The following is a 17547-nucleotide window of genomic DNA, read 5'->3' as shown; positions in this document are numbered from 1 at the left end:
CGCCGCGCTCTGCGAGGCGCTCGAATGCCAGCCGGGAGACCTGCTGCGCTGGGAGGCCGGGGACGGAGCCGCGGACGGGTGACGCCGGCCGTCGGCGCCGGTGGGCGGGGCCGGTGGGCGGGGCCGGTGGGCGGGGCCGGTGGGCGGGGCCGGTGGGCGGGGCCGGTGCGGCGCGGAAGCCCCGCGCTGTCGCACGTTCCCTGGAAGTGCTTGTTCAGGGGCGGCGACAGCACGGGACCGGTCAGGAGGACTGACGGTTCGTCACTTCTCGTTGTCCGGGGCGGCCCCCGCCGCGCCCAGCCGCTCTCCCCGGCTCTCCGCGACCCGCTTGACGTCCCGCAGGGACTCGCTCAGCCGGCTGGCGAGGAAGTGCAGCTCGCCGCTGGTCACCCGGCGGTCCGCGAGCAGGTCGGCCGCGTGGCCCAGAAGGTCGTCCGCCATGCCGAGCTGGATGCTCTCGATGCCGTCCGCGACCCGTGACACACGGCCGGTGCCGTCACCCAGGACGTAACACGGCTTGCCCTGGGTCCCCGTCCAGGGCAGCAGCCGGAGCCTGTGCCACTCGCACTGCTCGCCGTTCACGCGTCGACCTCCACCCCGTGGACGAACCGGGGTCCGACCTCCACCCCGTGCACGGCGAGCCACAACGCGCGCCGCCGCGTCCGTTGCCGCCGCACTTCGGCCAGTTGCCGCTCGTGCACTTCGAGGTACGGGCGGACCAACGGGCCGGTCTCCTCGTGCGGAGGGCGCTCACCGGTGCGGTGGGCGGCCGGCCCTCCGACGTAGTCGCAGGAGTAGGGGTACGAGAACGGATACGCGCACGCGTACGCACGCGAGCCCGCCGGCCGATGCCGCCTCTGCCGGGGAACGGAAGCCGCAGCAGCAGCCACCCCCACGCACTCAGCTCGGCAGGCGTGGCGCGGGAGATCCGGGGCTCCACTTCGTCGGCCCACCGGGCCGCCAGGTCACGCGCTTCGGCCAGTCGGCCACGCCGAAGCAGGAGCCAGCACATGATGCCGGCCGTTGCCGCGCCGTGGAGCCGGTCGGGCGACTCGTCCATCGACCGCTCCAGCGCTACTTCTGCCGCACCGAACTGGCGCATCTGTGTCAGTAGCCAACCGGTGAGCTGCAGAATCTGCGCACGGACGACGCGCCCCTCGGGATCACTCCGCACCAGGGCGTCGGCATCCCGCACCAGCGAAGGAAGGATCGTGCTCAGCTCCACGAAACGGTCACCCGAGAACAACGGCATCGCGGCGCCCAGTGCCCGGCGCACCCCGGCGGCGGTCGGTGGCTCGTCCACGGTGTCGACCGCTGATGAGGTCAGGAGCGCCCGGCGCAAGGACTTCCACTGGTCGTTCGCCTCGACGACATCACCATCACCCTCGTCACAGGAAGCGACCACGAGTTGAGTGGTCGGCACCCGCAGCGCCGCCGCCAGCCGCCGCACGGTCTCCAGCCGCGTGTCCTCCCGCTCCCCCTGCTCCAGCTTGCGGATCAGGGACAGCGAGACTCCCGATTCCTTCGCGAGCTCGCGCTGTGACAACCCCCGGCGCCTGCGGACTTCACGGAGGCGGTCCCCGACATTGGCACCCATGAAATCGAGCGTACGCCCGGAGGCGGGTCACGAGCGTGGGAGTCTCCCGGAATCACCCGTTGGGCAACCGCCCATCGGGGCGCGCTCGTCGAGGCGGAAAACCAAGGAGGCCCGGTCCGTCGACCGGGCCCCTCAGATCCCCCTCCGTACAGGTCTTCCCGAATCCCCCCGGATCCCTCCCCGGAAGCCCTGATGCCACGTACGACCCGCAAGGTGGCGGAAGGGTTGCACGGCGGACCGAAGAAATTTGATTACGGCACGAGGCGACCGCGAAGTGATCGCGTCCGCAGCCTTTCGGTCACGAGGGAAGGACGTGCGTGACGTAGCGGTCGGCCACCTCTGCCAGGACTTCCGTGCCGTCCCGGGACCAGAGGGTCTCGTTGAAGATCTCCACCTCGATCGGCCCCGTGTAGCCGGCCGCGTCCACCAGGGCGTGGAAGCGGCGGAAGTCGACCGCGCCGTCGCCCAGCTGCCCCCGGCCCAGCAGGACGCCGGCGGGCAGCGGAGTGATCCAGTCCGCCAGCTGGAACGCGGCGATGCGCTCGCCCGCGCGGGCGATGCCGTCCGCGACGCGGTCGTCCCACCACAGGTGGTACGTGTCGACGACCACGCCCACCTGGTCCGCCGGGAAGCGTTCCGCGAGGTCGAGCGCCTGGTCCAGGGTCGAGACCACGCAGCGGTCCGAGGCGAACATCGGGTGCAGCGGCTCGATGGCCAGGCGTACGCCCCGTTCGGCGGCGTACGGCGCGAGTCCGGCCAGCGCGTCCGCGATGCGCTCACGGGCGGCGTGCAGGTCACGGCTGCCGGGCGGGAGGCCGCCGGAGACCAGGACCAGGGTGGCGGTGCCGAGAGCGGCGGCCTCGTCGATGGCCCGGCGGTTGTCGGCCAGGGCCGAGGCGCGGTCGGCGTCGCCGGCGCCCGTGAGGAAGCCGCCCCGGCACAGGCTGGTGACGGTCAGCCCCGCGTCCCGCATCAGGCGGGCGGCGCGCTCGACGCCGTACTCCTGGACCGGTGCGCGCCACAGGCCCACGCCGGGGACGCCCGCCTTCGCGCAGCCCTCGGCCAGCTCGGGCAGCGACCACTGCTTGATGGTCTCCTGGTTGAGGGAGAGCCGGGAGAGGTCACTCACTGGACTCACTGGTCTACTCCGTGCAGGGTGAGGAAGGTCTTCATACGGTCCTCGGCGAGGTGCGGGTCCGGGAACAGGCCCAGGCCGTCGGCCAGTTCGTACGCCCGGGAGAAATGGGGCAGCGAGCGGGCCGAGTGGAGGCCGCCGACCATGGTGAAGTGCGACTGGTGGCCCGCCAGCCAGGCGAGGAAGACCACGCCGGTCTTGTAGAAGCGGGTCGGGGGCTCGAAGAGGTGGCGGGACAGCTCGACGGTGGGGTCGAGGAGTTCACGGAACTTCTTCGCGTCGCCCGTGTCGAGCGTACGGACCGCTTCCGCCGCCAGCGGGCCCAGCGGGTCGAAGATGCCGAGGAGGGCATGGCTGAAACCGTGGTCGTCGCCCGCGATCAGTTCGGGGTAGTTGAAGTCGTCGCCCGTGTAGCAGCGCACGCCGTCCGGCAGGCGGCGGCGCAGGTCGATCTCGCGCTGGGCGTCCAGGAGCGAGATCTTGACGCCGTCGACCTTGTCGGGGTGCGCGGCGATGACCTCCAGGAAGGTGTCCGTGGCGGCGTCCAGGTCCGTACTGCCCCAGTAGCCGTCGAGCGCCGGGTCGAACATCGGGCCCAGCCAGTGCAGGATCACCGGCTCGGCCGCCTGGCGCAGGAGGTGGCCGTACGTCGCCAGGTAGTCCTCGGGGCCCCGGGCTGCCGCCGCCAGTGCGCGGGACGCCATGAGGATGGCGCGGGCACCGGTCGATTCGACGAGGGCGAGCTGTTCCTCGTACGCGGCCGTGACGTCCGGGAGGGCGGCCCCACCGGGCGGCAGTTGGTCGGTGCCGACGCCGCACGCGATCGCGCCGCCGACGGCCTTCGCCTCGGCGGCCGAGCGGACGATGAGTTCGCGGGCTCCCGCCCAGTCGAGGCCCATGCCGCGCTGCGCCGTGTCCATGGCTTCCGCCACGCCCAGGCCGTGCGACCACAGGTGGCGGCGGAAGGCGAGGGTGGTGTCCCAGTCGACGGCGGCGGCGGGCGCGTCGGGTGACACGTCGGCGTACGGGTCGGCGACCACGTGCGCCGCCGAGTAGACCGTGCGGGAGGTGAGGGGGGCGCCGTGGGGCGGGAGCGTGAGGGGTTCGGTGCGGGGTTCGTACGTGCGGTGCCCGTGCGCGCCGTGCGGGAGGTTGATCGTCACAACGACAGCTCCGGGACGTCGTGGCGGCGGCCCTCGGCGGACGCCTTGAGGCCGAGCTCCGCCAGCTGGACGCCGCGCGCGCCGGCGAGCAGGTCCCAGGTGTACGGCTCGCCGAGCGCGACGTGGCGCAGGAACAGCTCCCACTGGGCCTTGAAGCCGTTGTCGTACGTGTCGTTGTCGGGCACTTCCTGCCACTGGTCGCGGAAGGAGTGCGTGACCGGGAGGTCCGGGTTCCAGACCGGCTTGGGGGTCGCGCCGCGGTGCTGCGCGCGGCAGTTGCGCAGGCCGGCGACGGCGGAACCGTGTGTTCCGTCCACCTGGAACTCGACGAGTTCGTCGCGGTTGACGCGGACCGCCCAGGAGGAGTTGATCTGGGCCACCGCGCCGCCCTCCAGCTGGAAGATGCCGTACGCCGCGTCGTCGGCGGTGGCGGTGTACGGCTTGCCCTGCTCGTCCCAGCGCTGCGGGATGTGCGTCGTGACGTGCGCCTGGACGGTCGTGACCCGGCCGAACAGCTCGTGCAGTACGTACTCCCAGTGCGGGAACATGTCGACGACGATGCCGCCGCCGTCCTCCGCGCGGTAGTTCCAGGAGGGGCGCTGGGCGTCCTGCCAGTCGCCCTCGAAGACCCAGTAGCCGAACTCCCCCCGGACGGAGAGGATCTCGCCGAAGAAACCGCCGTCGATCAGGCGCTTCAGCTTGAGCAGGCCCGGGAGGAAGATCTTGTCCTGTACGACGCCGTGCTTGATGCCGGCGCCCTGGGCGAGGCGGGCCAGGGCGAGGGCGGCGTCGAGGCCGGTGGCTGTGGGCTTCTCCGTGTAGACGTGCTTGCCGGCGGCGATCGCCTTTCTGATGGCCTCCTCGCGGGCCGAGGTGACCTGCGCGTCGAAGTAGATGTCGACCGTCTCGTCGGCGAGGACGGCGTCGAGGTCCGTGGACCACTCGGTGAGGCCGTGGCGTTCGGCCATCTCCTCGAGCGCGTGTTCGCGGCGGCCCACCAAGACGGGCTCGGGCCACAAGGCCGTGCCGTCGCCGAGGTCCAGGCCGCCCTGCTCGCGGATGGCGAGGATCGAGCGGACGAGGTGCTGGCGGTACCCCATCCGGCCCGTGACGCCGTTCATGGCGATGCGCACTGTCCTGCGTGTCACGAAAGTTCCCTCCGTACGGCTATAGCAAGCGCTTTCTATGCGCTATGAAGCTAGCCTGCGGACAGCTGCCCGTACAAGACCCGGAGGACGACCAGATGACAGTGACCTTGGCGGACGTGGCGGCCCGCGCCCAGGTGTCGCCGGCCACCGTCTCCCGTGTGCTCAACGGCAACTACCCGGTCGCCGCCACCACGAGGGAACGGGTGCTGCGCGCGGTCGACGATCTTGATTACGTACTGAACGGGCCCGCCAGTGCGCTTGCCGCGGCGACGTCGGATCTCGTGGGGATCCTGGTGAACGACATCGCCGATCCGTTCTTCGGGATCATGGCCGGGGCGGCCCAGTCGCAGATCGGCGGGGCGGAGGGGGCCGGCTCCGGTGCGGGGCGGGCGGGGAGCGAGAAGCTCGCGATCGTCTGCAACACGGGGGGATCGCCGGAGCGGGAGCTCACGTACCTGACGCTGTTGCAGCGCCAGCGGGCGGCAGCGGTGATTCTGACCGGGGGCGCGATCGAGGACCCCGGGCACTCGGCGGCGGTCGCGGCGAAGCTCGCGAAGCTCGCGGACGGGGGGACGCGGGTGGTGCTGTGCGGGCGGCCGCCGTTGCCGCCGTCGTTGCTGGGGGACGGTGACGGGGACGGTGACGCGGTGGTGGCCGCGCTCACGTTCGACAACCGGGGCGGGGCGCGGCGGCTCACCGAACACCTGCTGGCACTGGGGCACCGGAGGATCGGGTACGTCGCCGGGCCGGTGGAACGCACGACCACGCGGCACCGGCTGGAGGGGCACCGGGAGGCGATGGCCGCGGCCGGCGTTGTCGAGGGGGGTGCGGGCGAGGATGAGCTGACGGTGCACGGGCCGTACGACCGGCAGTCCGGGTACGACGCGACGCTGGAGCTCCTGCGGCGGGAGCCGGGGCTGACGGCCGTGGTCGCCGCGAACGACACGGTGGCGCTGGGGGCGTGCGCGGCGCTGCGCGACTGGGGGCTGCGTATCCCGGACGACGTGTCGGTGGCGGGCTTCGACGACCTCCCGTTCTCGGTGGACACGGTGCCGGCGCTGACGACCGTGCGGCTGCCGCTGTACGAGGCGGGGGCGCGGGCGGGGCGGCTGGCCACGGGGCGGGAGGCGGCGCCGCCGGGGGGTGTCGCTTCGGTGGCGGCGGAGCTGATGGTGCGGGGGTCCACGGGGCGCGTGGGACGTGCGGGGGCTTCGCGGGGCTGAGTTCTGGGTGCGCGGGCGCGGGCGGGGGCGCGGGCGGGCAACCTGCGGGCACCCGCGCCCCGGAGGCTCCGGCCGGGGGCCCGGAGGTTGCCCCCGGACAGGCACAGCACGTCCCGGACACCACCTCCTGCGCGTCCCGTCCCCTCACGCCGGCAGGCAACCTGCGGGCACCGCGCGCCCCGAGGGCTCCGGCCGGGGGCCCGGAGGTTGCCCCCGGACAGGCACAGCACGTCCCGGACACCACCTCCTGCGCGTCCCGTCCCCTCACGCCGGTGCGGGTTGCGGTGTGAACCCCTGCGCGTCCCGCCCCCCTCACGCCGGTGGGTGGCAGGCCAGGAGCGTCCCCGTCCGGTGGGCAGCCCGCGGGTTGGGCCCGGTGGTCAGTGTGCGGTCAGTGCGTCCGCCACCTGGGTGAAGAAGCGTGCGTGCGCCGCGTGGCTGGCCGGGAGTTCCGGGTTCCAGGGGATCACGCGCGCGTTGCCCAGGCGGGCCGCGTCGAGGGGGGTCGCGTGGGCGCGGGTGTCCGCCAGGACGATCTGCGGGGCGAGCGACGCGGTTTCGGGCCAGCCGACGGTGGACCAGTTCGCACCGCTCCCGGCGGGCGGCTCCATCAGCCGTACGCCCAGTCCGGTGAGGGCGCGCAGGTCGGGCCAGGAGTGGGGCCGGGCGAGGTGGACCCGGTCGCCGGCCGGGGAGAGGGCCAGGACGCGGGGTGCGTCGCCCGTCGCGGCGGTACGCAGCCGTTCGCGCGCCGCGTCCAGGGCGATCGGGGGCTCCGCGCCGCCGAGTGAGGCCGCGAGTGCGGCGAAGCGTCCCCGGATCTCGTCGAGCGAACGCTCCTGCCCGACGTCGAGGACCACGACCGGCACCTGGGCTTCCAGGTGCTTGGCCGCGTCCGGATCGATTCCGTAGACCTGGCCGCCCCCGTAGCTGACGGCCACGACGAGGTCGGCCCCGGAGGAGAGGACGCGGTCGGGGTCGAGCGAGCCGCCCCCGCCGAAATAGGTGACCTCACCGAGCGGGAGCCGGCCGGACTTGGCGCGGTCGGGGGCGGGACCGTCGTGGTGGGAGCCGAAGACGCCCAGGGGAAGGAGGCCGTGGTCCCAGAGGGTCGCGCCCGCCTGGAGGTAGGCCACGACCTTGGTGGGCCACCGAGGGGCCGACGACACCTGTCCGCGGTCGTCGCCGAACTGCCATATCGCTGCTGCTTCTGTCATGGGCCAGTCCTGCCCCGCCGGAAGCCGCCGGAAGCTTCCGCACGCCGCCCAGCGGGCCCGGTGGTGAGCGTCGGCCCGGGTGACCCGCTGGTCCGTGCGGTGGCCGGTTCCGCTTACGGGGTGGACTACCGGGAAGTCGTGGTGGGGACGAATGATGTGCTGGCAGCCGCCCGGCAGGTCCACCGGCGCGCCGGGTTCACGCTCGTCGCCGAGAAGCCGCACCGCTCGTACGGAGCGGGCCCGGTGGACCAGGACCGGCGGTTCCCCATAGGAAGGAACACCACAGTGAAGTACGCCTTCTCCACCCTCGGGGTGCCGGGCATGCCGATGAGCGAGGTCGTACGGCTGGCGGCCGAGACCGGTTACGACGGCGTGGAACTGCGCGCGCACCCCGAGGAGCCGGTCCATCCGGGCATCGGTGCGCAAGAACGGAGGGACGTCGTCGAGCGGTTCGAACGCGCGGGTGTCGAGATCCTGGCGGTGGCGGGGTACGCCCGGGTGGCGGCCCCCGGCGAGGACGAGCCCGTCTACGAGGAGCTCCGCGCCCTGCTGGCCCTCGCGCGCGACCTGGGCGCGCCGTACGTCCGCGTCTTCCCCGGCGGCGGCGACGGGCAGAGCCAGGAGGAGGCGGACGCGACGGCGGCCCGGCGGCTGGGCCTGGCGGCCGAGACGGCGGCCGACCTGGGCGTGCGGATTCTGCTGGAGACGCACGACTCGCACAGGACGGGTGCGGCGGCCGCACGCGTCCTGGGGCCGGTCGGGCACAAGAACGTGGGTGCGCTGTGGGACGTGATGCACACCTGGCTGGGCGGCGAGACCCCGGCGGCTGCCCACGCCGTACTGGCCCCGCACCTCGGATACACCCAGGTCAAGGACATCGCGTCGGCCGACGACACGACCCCGTTGGCACTGGGGGCGGGCGTGCTGCCGCTGGGCGAGTGCGTCGCGCTGCTCGACGACGACGGGTGGGTGTGCTGGGAGTACGAGAAGCGCTGGTACCCGGCGGCGGCGGACCTGCCGGGGCTGCTGGCGGACGGGCGGGCGTACCTGCGGGGCCTGTCGGCCTGACCGGTGGCCTGACCGGTGGGCGTGAGGGGCGCTGAGGGGTTTCGGGTGCCCCGGCCGTCCCTTCCGTGCCTTTTCCGCGGGATCTCCGGGAGCGGAGGGAACCCGCGGCGAGCCGCGTCCGTCCCATCGGCGTACTGCCGGTGAGTCTCCGCAGAGCGGTGTCGGCACGCGCCGGCTCCCCCTCTCCAGCCGCCTGCGGCCGGCAGCACGGCCGCCACTGGTGCGCCCCCTCCGCATGCGCCAGTGGCGGCTCCCCGCCTTCCCCGTTCGGCCCCTTCGCCGTGCCCCGTCCGCGACACGGGCCCCTTTGTGCTGCCGCACCCTTGACCTGGCAGTTAGTTTCCGGATATCCGTGACTCCTTGGAAGTTTCCTTCAACTCCGTTGTCGAGTACGGCCGTAAGGAGCTCACGTGCACCACCACCGCACCTCCAGACGCACCCTGCTCACCGCGACCGCCGCCGCGGTGGCCGCGACCGCCGTCACCACCACGCCGGCCATAGCCGCAGGTGGGGAGTCCGCGAGGAGATCCACCCGGGACCGCCTCAAGCGCCTCGTCTCCCGGATGAGCCTGGAGGAGAAGGTCGGCCAGCTCTTCGTGATGCGGGTGTACGGGCACTCCGCGACCGAGCCCGACCAGGCCGACATCGACCTCAACCTGAAGGAGACGGGGGTCAGGACCGCCGCCGAACTCGTCGCGAAGTACCACGTCGGCGGCATCATCTACTTCACCTGGGCGCACAACACCCGTGAGCCTCGTCAGATCGCCGAACTGTCGAACGGGATCCAGCGGGCCGGGCTCGCCCAGGACACGCCCGTCCCCCTCCTCATCTCCACCGACCAGGAGCACGGCATCGTCGCCCGGGTCGGCAGGCCCGCGACCCTCGTGCCGGGTGCGATGGCGCTCGGGGCCGGCGGGTCGCGCGCCGACGCGCGGAAGGCGGCGCAGATCGCGGGGGCCGAGCTGGCCGCCATGGGCATCGTGCAGAACTACGCGCCCGTCGCGGACGTCAACGTCAACCCCGCCAACCCCGTCATCGGCGTACGGTCCTTCGGATCCGATCCGCAAGCTGTCGCCGGGATGGTCACCGCGCAGGTCAAGGGGTATCAGGGCGCCGGGATCGCCGCGACCTCCAAGCACTTCCCCGGGCACGGCGACACCAAGGACGACAGCCACTACGCCCTCCCGACGATCCGTCACACCGCCGAGCAGTGGGAGGAGCTGGACGCCCCGCCGTTCCGCGCCGCCATCGCCGCCGGCATCGACTCGATCATGACCGCCCACATCGTCGTACCGGCCCTCGATCCGGCCGAGGACCCGGCGACGCTCTCCAAGCCGATCCTGACCGGGGTCCTGCGCGAGCGGCTGGGGTACGACGGGGTCGTGGTGACCGACTCCCTCGCCATGGCGGGCGTACGCCAGAAGTACGGCGACGACCGGGTGCCCGTCCTCGCGCTCCTCGCCGGGTGCGACCAGCTGCTGAACCCGCCGGACCTGCCCACCGCCTGGAACGCCGTCCTCAAGGCCGTGCGGGACGGGGAGATCAGCATGGCGCGGATCGAGGAATCGATCCTGCGGATCCTGCTCCTCAAGGACAGGCTGGGGCTGTTCCGGAATCCTTACGCCTCGCCCAAGGACGTGGACCGGACCGTGGGCGTGCGCGCCCACCTCGCCGCGGCGGACAGGATCGCCGAGAAGACGACCACCCTGCTCGCCAACGAGGGCCGGCTGCTGCCGCTCAGCCGCCGTACGCACAAGAACGTGCTGGTGGTCGGGGCCGACCCCGCGTCGCCCTCCGGTACCACCGGGCCGCCCACCACCGTCGTCGCCGGGGCCCTGACCGCACTCGGCTTCACCGCCACGGCCCTGTCCACCGGGACCACCCCGACCCGGGCGAAGATCGACGAGGCGGTGGCGGCGGCCAAGGGCAAGGACGTGGTGGTCGTGGGGACGTACAACGTCTCGGCGACCAGTCCGCAGCGCACGCTCGTCCGCGAGCTGGCGGCGACCGGGGTGCCCGTCGTCACCCTCGCCATCCGCAATCCGTACGACATCGCCCAGCTCGACGGGACGGGGCTGCGCGCGAGCCTCGCGGCGTACTCGTGGACCGATGTCGAACTGCGCGCGGCGGCACGGGTCATCGCGGGTCATGCCGGGCCCGGAGGGAAGCTGCCCGTTCCGGTGCAGCGGGCGGACGACCCGGCGAAGGTGCTGTATCCGGTCGGGTACGGGCTGACGTATTAGGCGTGTGCGTGGTACGCCGGACCACCGGCGCACCACCACCAGGTGACGCAGAGCCCCCCGCACGTCTGGCGTGTGTCCGCCCCGGCGGTCGCCCGGGTGGACGTACGGGGGGTTCTGCATACACCGCACGGATCGGTCCAGGGGGGCCAGGGTGCTGGTGTGCACGCTGCTGCTCGCGGTGGCGGTTTCGGTGACTTCCTGTCAGGGGCCTTCGGGCGGCGGCCGCGTCGGCGCATCCGGTGGCAGCCCGGCCGGCACGGTCGTGCCCCCGGGGTACGGCACGGTCCTCCTCGGCGCCGGCGGATCGGCGGATCGGCGGATCGGCGACGGGGCCGTGCCGCGCGGGTACGCGTGCACGCGCAACCTGGAGGAGCCGCACCCCGGCGGTCCGGGGAAGGGCGGCGGGCCGCGGACGGTGGTCGGGGACTGCCTCTGCACCGTGCGCCAGGGGCAGGTGAAGGAGACGCCGTGCGACGGGCCGGGGGAGGGGGCCCCGCAGTTCGAGGTGGCCGCCGCCGTGCAGCGGCGGGCGCGGTGCCCGCCGGCGACCCGGCTCTACGCCCGCCCGGGCGGGGAGAGGGCGGTGGGGCGCGCCCGCCGGGTGTGAGTCCTCGTCACACCCGGCGGGCGCGGCGGTCCGGGCGGGCCGGCCGCATCGGTCGGACGCGTTACGGGCGCAGGGTCTGCCGCTGCTCCGTGCCGCGCTTGTCGAGCTTCGCGTCGTACGGCGCCAGCGGCTTCGCCTTCGACGGGTCCGCCTGGACGGCGGCCGGGGCCACGCCCGCCCATTCGAGGATCGCGGCGGTCGCCTCCGCCTTCTGCTCGGGGACCAGGCCCGCGACGTTGGCGCCGTGGTTGGCGCCGGGCGCGGTGTAGACGTGGGAGTCGCGCGCACCCTTGCCGAGGCGGAACGGCTCGGCACCCCACGGGTCGTTCTGCCCGTTCACGAACAGCATCCGCGTGGCGTTGTGCCGCACCCAGCGGTCCACGTCCCGCATCGCGCTCGGGTCGAACTTCATCGGGATGTCGCGCGGCACGTAGGCGCGCGGCTGGAAGAAGTCCGGGCCGTACTTCATGAGGCCGTCGAGGTGCGGGTACTTCACCTGCGGCGCGCCCAGCTGGGTGCCCGCCTGGTAGTAGTACGGCGTGTACGTCGCCAGGCTCTGGTCGCTGTACGCGGCGAAGCCGGAGATGGCGTCGACGTAGTCGTAGACGACCTGGTCGGAGGAGTCGGCGGCGGGCACGTCCGCGCAGTCGCTCTCCTTGCTGTACTGCCAGAAGGCCCACACGAAGTCGAGGACCGTCGACTCGTACGCCTTGTCCAGGCTGCCGACGGTGTCGAAGGTGGCGTTGTTGGCGTCCGCCCACTCCTTCAGCTTCGCGCTCAGCGGGCCGCGCCGCTCAAGTGCCTCGCGCTGCACGGCGTTCAGCGCGTCGCGGCACTCCTTGGTGCCGACGTTCCGGAAGAAGCGGTCGTACGCCGCGTCCTCCTTGTTCACCACGTCGTTGGGAGCGACGTACGCGACGACGCCGTCCATGTCGCGCGGGTAGAAGCGCTCGTAGTACGTCGCGGTCATGCCGCCCTTGGAACCGCCGGTGGAGAGCCACTTCTTGGAGTAGATCTTCTTCAGCTCCGTGAAGATGCGGTGCTGGTCGCTCGCGGCCTGCTGGATGTCGAGCTTGGACCAGTCGGCGGGCGACGGCCGGGACGGAGTGAAGAAGCGGTACTCCATCGACACCTGGTTGCCGTCGACGATCTGCGTCGGCTCACTGCGGCGCGGCGTCGTCGAGACGTTGTATCCGCTGGTGAAGAAGACCGTCGGGCGGTTCGTGTCCTTGTGCAGCAGGGTGATCCGCTGCTTGAACGTGCCCTTGGACGGCTGCCGGTGGTCGACCGGCTGGGTGTAGTTCAGTACGAAATAGCGGTAGCCGGTGTACGGCTTCTCCTCGACCAGGCTCATGCCCGGTATCGCGAGGATTCGCTCCTTGATGTCCTGTTGCTCCGGCTCCGCGGTGGTGACCGCTCCGGCCGGTGTGCTGCCGAGTCCCACGGTGCCTATGAGCACCGCGAACGACAGCAGCAAGCTGCGCGCCTTGCGCATTCGCCCTCCCCTGTTGAATCACAGACGACGGGGCGAACCTAGCGGGGCAACTCCCCGACCACCAGCCTCAGCAGAGAATCCAGCCGGTGGACGCCCCCCTGGCGCCGACCGAACCGTGCGCCCGCACACAGCGGTTGAGGGCGTAGACCGTCACCGGCCCCGCGCGGTGGGTGAACCGGCCGCTGTCCTTGGCGGTGCGGCTGCCGCGCGCCTGGATGGTGACGGACATGCTCTGCCGTGCGCCGGGGCGCTTGGCGACGGTGACGGCGCAGGCGTAGCGGCGGCTCTTGTAGACGCGCAGCTCACCGGTGGCGAAGGTGACCGTCTTCACCTTGCGGCCGGAGCAGGCCGAGGCGGCCTCGGCGCTTCCGGTGCCGGGGCCCGTGAGCACCAGGCCCGCCACCGCGACCGCCACGGCAAGTCCGTACATCAGGTGTCTTCTCATCGCCCCACCGAACACTCGCGGCCCTCTTCCCCCTCGTGAGCGTACGCACACACGTGCGTACGGACGCCCGAGGGGTGGGGCTCGGTTGCGCTCATCGTGGTGGGGATCCGAGGCGGGCGTACGGGTTCCGGGGTCCTGCCGCGCTCAGACCGCCGCCGGCTCGTCCTCCCCCACGAAGGTGCGCCACAGCCGCGCGTACGTCCCGTCCAGGGCCAGCAGCTCGTCGTGCGTGCCGTCCTCGACGACCCGGCCGTGGTCCATGACCACGACCCGGTCGGCCCGCGCCGCCGTCGTCAGGCGGTGCGCGACGACCAGGGTGGTGCGGCGGCCGGTGAGCCGGTCGGTGGCCTGGTTGACCTGGGCCTCGGTGGCGAGGTCCAGGGCGGCGGTCGCCTCGTCGAGAAGCAGGACGTCCGGGTCGACGAGTTCGGCGCGGGCGAGCGCGATGAGCTGGCGCTGGCCCGCGGAGAGGTTGCGGCCGCGTTCGGCGACCTCGTGGAGGTAGCCGCCTTCGAGGGTGGCGATCATGTCGTGCGCGCCGACCGCGCGGGCCGCCGCCTCGACCTCGGCGTCGGTGGCGTCGCGCCGCCCGTAGGCGATGGCGTCGCGGACCGTGCCCGCGAAGAGGTACGCCTCCTGCGGTACGACGCCGAGGCGGTGCCGGTACGCCGTCAGGTCGAGGTCGCGCAGGTCGGTGCCGTCGGCGGTGACCCGCCCCGAGGTCGGGTCGTAGAAGCGGGCGACGAGCTTGACGACGGTGGACTTGCCCGCGCCGGTCTCGCCGACGAAGGCGACGGTCTGGCCGGCCGGGATGCGCAGGTCGATCCCGCCGAGTGCCTCTTCGGGTTCGTCGGCGGCCCCGTACTGGAAGCGCACGTCCTCGAAGGCGATCTCGCCGCGCAGCGACAGGACGTCCTTCGGCCGCTCGGCGGCGGCGGTCGACGTGGGTTCCCGGAGGAGCTCCTGAATGCGCCTCAGGGAGACGGTGGCCTGCTGGTACCCGTCGAAGACCTGCGAGAGCTGCTGCACGGGCGCGAAGAACAGGTCGATGTAGAGGAGGTACGCGACGAGCGCGCCCGTGGTCAGCGTGCCCGCGTCCACCCGCCCCGCGCCGACGATCAGCACCGCGGCGGCGGCGACCGACGACAGCAGCTGCACGAACGGGAAGTAGACGGAGATCAGCCACTGGCCGCGCACGCGCGCCTGGCGGTAGCCGTCGCTGCGCTCGGCGAACCGCTCGGCGCCCGAGCGCTCGCGCCGGAACGCCTGGACGATGCGCAGTCCGGACACGGACTCCTGGAGGTCGGCGTTGACCACGCCGACCCGGTCGCGGGCCAGCTCGTACGCCTTGACGCTCGACTTCCGGAAGAAGTACGTGCCGATGATCAGCACCGGCAGCGTCACGAAGACCACCAGGGCCAGCTGCACGTCGATGACGAGCAGCGCGACCATGATGCCGAAGAAGGTGACGAGGGAGACGAAGGCCGTGACGAGACCGGTCTGGAGGAACGTCGACAGGGCGTCGACGTCCGTCGTCATGCGGGTCATGATGCGGCCGGTCAGCTCGCGCTCGTAGTAGTCGAGGCCGAGGCGCTGGAGCTGGGCGAAGATCTTGAGCCGGAGCGCGTAGAGCACGCGCTCGCCGGTCCGGCCGGTCATCCGCATCTCGCCGGTCTGCGCGGCCCACTGCACGACGACGGAGAGCAGGGCGAGCCCGGACGCCGCCCAGACCGCGCCGAGCGCGACCTGGGTGACGCCCTCGTCGATGCCGTGGCGGATCAGGACCGGCAGGAGCAGCCCCATGCCGGCGTCGACGGCGACGAGCGCGAGGCTGACCAGCAGCGGCAGCCCGAAGCCGCGCAGGAGGCGGCGCAGGCCGTACGACTCCTCGGGCCGGACGGCGCGCTCCTCGTCGACGTCCGGTACGTCGTCGGCCGGCGGCAGCGCGGCGACCTGGGCGAGCAGCTCGGGTGTGGCCGGCATGCCGGGGGCGTGGTCGGTGCCCCCGTCCCCGCCGGACGAGGTCTCGTCCCGTACCCACAGGTCGGGTGTGATGCCGCGCTCGGCGTCGAACTCGGCGTCCAGCTCCGCCTGCACGGACCGGTCGTCGGCCGGCTCCGGCGCCTTGGTGAGAAGGTGTCCGGGCGATACGCCGCCGAGCTCGTCGGGGTCGGTGAGCAGCCGCCGGTAGAGGGCGCAGCGCCGCTGGAGCTCCTCGTGCGTACCGATGTCGGCGAGGCGGCCGCCGTCGAGCACGGCGATGCGGTCGGCGAGGTTGAGGGTGGAGCGGCGGTGGGCGATGAGCAGCGTCGTACGCCCCGCCATGACGGTCTTCAGCGCCTCGTGGATCTCGTGCTCGACGCGGGCGTCCACGGCGGAGGTGGCGTCGTCGAGGAGGAGCAGGCGGGGGTCGGTGAGGATGGCGCGGGCGAGGGCGAGGCGCTGGCGCTGGCCGCCGGAGAGGGTGAGGCCGTGTTCACCGACGGCCGTGTCGTAGCCGTTCGGCAGCTCGGAGATGAAGTGGTGCGCCTGGGCGGCGCGGGCGGCGGTCTCGATCTGCTCGTCGGTCGCGTCCGGCAGCCCGTACGCGATGTTGGCGCGGACGGTGTCGGAGAACAGGAAGCTGTCCTCCGGTACGAGCCCGATGGCGGCCCGCAGCGAGTCGAGGGTGAGCTCGCGGACGTCGTGCCCGCCGACCAGGACGGCGCCGCGGGACACGTCGTAGAAGCGCGGGAGGAGGAGGGAGACGGTGGACTTGCCGCTGCCGGAGGAGCCGACGACGGCGACGGTCTCGCCGGAGCGGATCTCGAGGGAGAAGCCGTCGAGGACGGGCCGGTCTTCGGTGTAACCGAAGGTCACGTCGTCGAACTCGACGGTCGCGGGGGCGTCGGCGGGAAGTTCCTTGGTCCCGTCCTCGATGGACGGCTCGGTGTCGATCAGCTCCAGGACGCGCTCGACGCCGGCCCGCGCCTGCTGGCCGACGGTGAGGACCATGGCGAGCATGCGGACGGGGCCGACGAGCTGGGCCAGGTAGGTGGAGAAGGCCACGAACGTACCGAGGGTGATCTGTCCGCGCGTCGCGAGCCAGCCGCCGAGCGCGAGCATCGCGACCTGGCCGAGGGCGGGCACGGCCTGGAGGGCCGGGGTGTACCGGGAGTTGAGCCGGACGGTCCGCATGCGCCCGGCGAAGAGCCGCCGGCCGACCTCGCGCAGCTTGCCGGTCTCCTGCTCCTCCTGGCCGAAGCCCTTGACGACGCGTACGCCGGAGACCGCGCCGTCGACGACGCCCGCGACGGCGGCGGCCTGGCCCTGGGCGTACCAGGTGGCCGGGAAGAGCCGGGTGCGGCTGCGCCTGGCGATGAACCAGAGGGCGGGGGCGACGGCGAGGGCGACGAGGGTCAGGACCGGCGAGAGCCACGCCATGATCCCGAGCGAGATGAAGAACAGCAGGAAGTTCCCGATGGTCATCGGGAGCATGAAGAGGAGGCTCTGGATGAGCTGGAGGTCGCTGGTGGCGCGGCCGACGACCTGGCCGGTGGAGAGTTCGTCCTGACGGCGTCCGTCGAGGCGGGTGATGGTCCCGTACATCTCGGTGCGCAGGTCGTGCTGGACGTCGAGGGCGAGGCGGCCGCCGTAGTAGCGGCGTATGTAGGTGAGGACGTACACGACGACGGCCGCGGCGACCAGCAGCCCGGTCCACGCGGCGAGGGACTTGGAGCCGTCCCCGATGACGTCGTCGATGACCACCTTGGTGATCAGCGGGACGAGCGCCATGACGGCCATGCCGCCGAGCGACGATCCGAGTGCGAGCACGACATTGCGCCGGTACCTCCAGGCATAGCCCGCCAGCCGCCGTGCCCACCCTTGATCTGCCGCCTCCACTGGTGCCTCCCGGTCGTCCCGACGTTCTGATCTGCCGGAAGTCACCAACGCGGTGAGGTGCGGATTTCATCCCGCCGTTACGAATACCGGTCTCTGGTCCTAGGACCGCCACCCGTTCGGCGGGCTTCGCGGACGTTTCGTCGCGCCGTGCGGAAGTCGTCCGCGCGGAGGGAGCGAAGACCGCCTGCCGGACAGCACATGAACCCGCGCGCGATGTGTTCGTCGTATGCGTCCGCGACACCCGGCAAGGAGGGCCGTAAGGGTCAGCCGCGCCCGGTGGAAGCTCGCCCGGCCGGTGCGGGCGATGGACGCCTCGTTGAGCGT

Annotated in this window: 15 protein-coding genes and 1 pseudogene; 6 read left to right on the top strand and 10 right to left on the bottom strand. The window is 72.5% G+C overall.

The annotated features are described in order from the left end of the window. The coding region (locus ACWDZ4_RS19300; protein WP_451509601.1) for a helix-turn-helix domain-containing protein at positions 1–82 on the top strand (82 nt) is incomplete at its 5' end. Positions 83–261: 179 nt separating this feature from the next. Here the strand turns inward: ACWDZ4_RS19300 and ACWDZ4_RS19295 are convergent. Then, on the bottom strand, positions 262–582 hold the full coding sequence (locus ACWDZ4_RS19295) for a hypothetical protein (RefSeq protein WP_451509595.1): 321 nt from the start codon (positions 580–582) through the stop codon (positions 262–264). Next, positions 579–722: a hypothetical protein gene (locus ACWDZ4_RS19290; protein WP_451509594.1), complete on the bottom strand. Its 144-nt coding sequence runs from the start codon at positions 720–722 to the stop codon at positions 579–581. Before ACWDZ4_RS19290 ends, ACWDZ4_RS19295 begins: the two co-directional genes overlap by 4 nt. Before the next feature lie 489 nt (positions 723–1211). Here ACWDZ4_RS19290 and ACWDZ4_RS19285 point away from each other — a divergent pair, with 489 nt between their 5' ends. Next, positions 1212–1412, top strand: coding sequence for a hypothetical protein (locus ACWDZ4_RS19285; protein WP_451509593.1), 201 nt, complete (start codon positions 1212–1214; stop codon positions 1410–1412). A gap of 44 nt (positions 1413–1456) precedes the next feature. Here ACWDZ4_RS19285 and ACWDZ4_RS19280 read toward each other — a convergent pair. The 4 genes and pseudogenes from ACWDZ4_RS19280 to ACWDZ4_RS19265 all read right to left on the bottom strand — a co-directional run. Beyond that, positions 1457–1597: pseudogene (locus ACWDZ4_RS19280) on the bottom strand (helix-turn-helix domain-containing protein); the annotation flags it as partial. 298 nt (positions 1598–1895) lie between these two features. Continuing rightward, entirely contained in the window at positions 1896–2726 is an 831-nt protein-coding gene (locus ACWDZ4_RS19275) for a sugar phosphate isomerase/epimerase family protein (RefSeq protein ID WP_451509600.1), read from the bottom strand. 5 nt (positions 2727–2731) lie between these two features. Then, positions 2732–3895, bottom strand: coding sequence for a dihydrodipicolinate synthase family protein (locus ACWDZ4_RS19270; RefSeq protein WP_451509592.1), 1164 nt, complete (start codon positions 3893–3895; stop codon positions 2732–2734). Then, positions 3892–5043, bottom strand: coding sequence for a Gfo/Idh/MocA family protein (locus ACWDZ4_RS19265; RefSeq protein ID WP_451509591.1), 1152 nt, complete (start codon positions 5041–5043; stop codon positions 3892–3894). Before ACWDZ4_RS19265 ends, ACWDZ4_RS19270 begins: the two co-directional genes overlap by 4 nt. Positions 5044–5138: 95 nt before the next feature. On the opposite strand from ACWDZ4_RS19265, the gene ACWDZ4_RS19260 reads away from it, so the two are divergent. Further along, positions 5139–6266, top strand: a complete 1128-nt coding sequence (locus ACWDZ4_RS19260) for a LacI family DNA-binding transcriptional regulator (RefSeq protein WP_451509590.1) — start codon at positions 5139–5141, stop codon at positions 6264–6266. 380 nt (positions 6267–6646) lie between these two features. Here the strand turns inward: ACWDZ4_RS19260 and ACWDZ4_RS19255 are convergent, their stop codons facing one another. After that, positions 6647–7483 (bottom strand): ABC transporter substrate-binding protein, encoded by an 837-nt coding sequence (locus ACWDZ4_RS19255; RefSeq protein ID WP_451509589.1) that lies wholly within the window; start codon positions 7481–7483, stop codon positions 6647–6649. A 285-nt stretch (positions 7484–7768) separates the two neighbouring features. Between ACWDZ4_RS19255 and ACWDZ4_RS19250 the strand changes: the two genes are divergently transcribed. From ACWDZ4_RS19250 to ACWDZ4_RS19240, 3 genes are all read left to right on the top strand, one after another. Further along, positions 7769–8551: a sugar phosphate isomerase/epimerase family protein gene (locus tag ACWDZ4_RS19250; protein ID WP_451509599.1), complete on the top strand. Its 783-nt coding sequence runs from the start codon at positions 7769–7771 to the stop codon at positions 8549–8551. 410 nt (positions 8552–8961) lie between these two features. Further along, a complete protein-coding gene (locus tag ACWDZ4_RS19245; RefSeq protein ID WP_451509588.1) occupies positions 8962–10794 on the top strand; it encodes a glycoside hydrolase family 3 protein in 1833 nt (610 codons plus the stop codon). Between the two features lie 151 nt (positions 10795–10945). Further along, positions 10946–11401 (top strand): hypothetical protein, encoded by a 456-nt coding sequence (locus ACWDZ4_RS19240; protein WP_451509587.1) that lies wholly within the window; start codon positions 10946–10948, stop codon positions 11399–11401. Positions 11402–11462: 61 nt separating this feature from the next. On the opposite strand, the gene ACWDZ4_RS19235 is transcribed toward ACWDZ4_RS19240, so the two are convergent. The 3 genes from ACWDZ4_RS19235 to ACWDZ4_RS19225 all read right to left on the bottom strand — a co-directional run bounded on the left by ACWDZ4_RS19235 (position 11463) and on the right by ACWDZ4_RS19225 (position 17223). Then, entirely contained in the window at positions 11463–12896 is a 1434-nt protein-coding gene (locus ACWDZ4_RS19235; RefSeq protein ID WP_451509586.1) for a S28 family serine protease, read from the bottom strand. A 67-nt stretch (positions 12897–12963) separates the two neighbouring features. Beyond that, positions 12964–13326: a hypothetical protein gene (locus ACWDZ4_RS19230; protein ID WP_451509585.1), complete on the bottom strand. Its 363-nt coding sequence runs from the start codon at positions 13324–13326 to the stop codon at positions 12964–12966. Between the two features lie 159 nt (positions 13327–13485). Next, the gene (locus ACWDZ4_RS19225; protein ID WP_451509584.1) at positions 13486–17223 is read right to left on the bottom strand and encodes an ABC transporter ATP-binding protein; all 3738 of its coding nucleotides are present in this window, start codon (positions 17221–17223) and stop codon (positions 13486–13488) included. Positions 17224–17547 lie beyond the last annotated feature (324 nt).

Source organism: Streptomyces sp. NPDC003016 (genome assembly GCF_053591455.1).
This window is presented reverse-complemented; position numbering and strand designations above follow the sequence as displayed.

What these genes read in the sequence shown, in the direction of transcription:
- ACWDZ4_RS19230 (WP_451509585.1), bottom strand. Translation starts at nt 13,326, where the DNA reads ATGTACGGACTTGCCGTGGCGGTCGCGGTGGCGGGCCTGGTGCTCACG.
- ACWDZ4_RS19235 (WP_451509586.1), bottom strand. Translation starts at nt 12,896, where the DNA reads ATGCGCAAGGCGCGCAGCTTGCTGCTGTCGTTCGCGGTGCTCATAGGC.
- ACWDZ4_RS19260 (WP_451509590.1), top strand. Translation starts at nt 5,139, where the DNA reads ATGACAGTGACCTTGGCGGACGTGGCGGCCCGCGCCCAGGTGTCGCCG.
- ACWDZ4_RS19255 (WP_451509589.1), bottom strand. Translation starts at nt 7,483, where the DNA reads ATGACAGAAGCAGCAGCGATATGGCAGTTCGGCGACGACCGCGGACAG.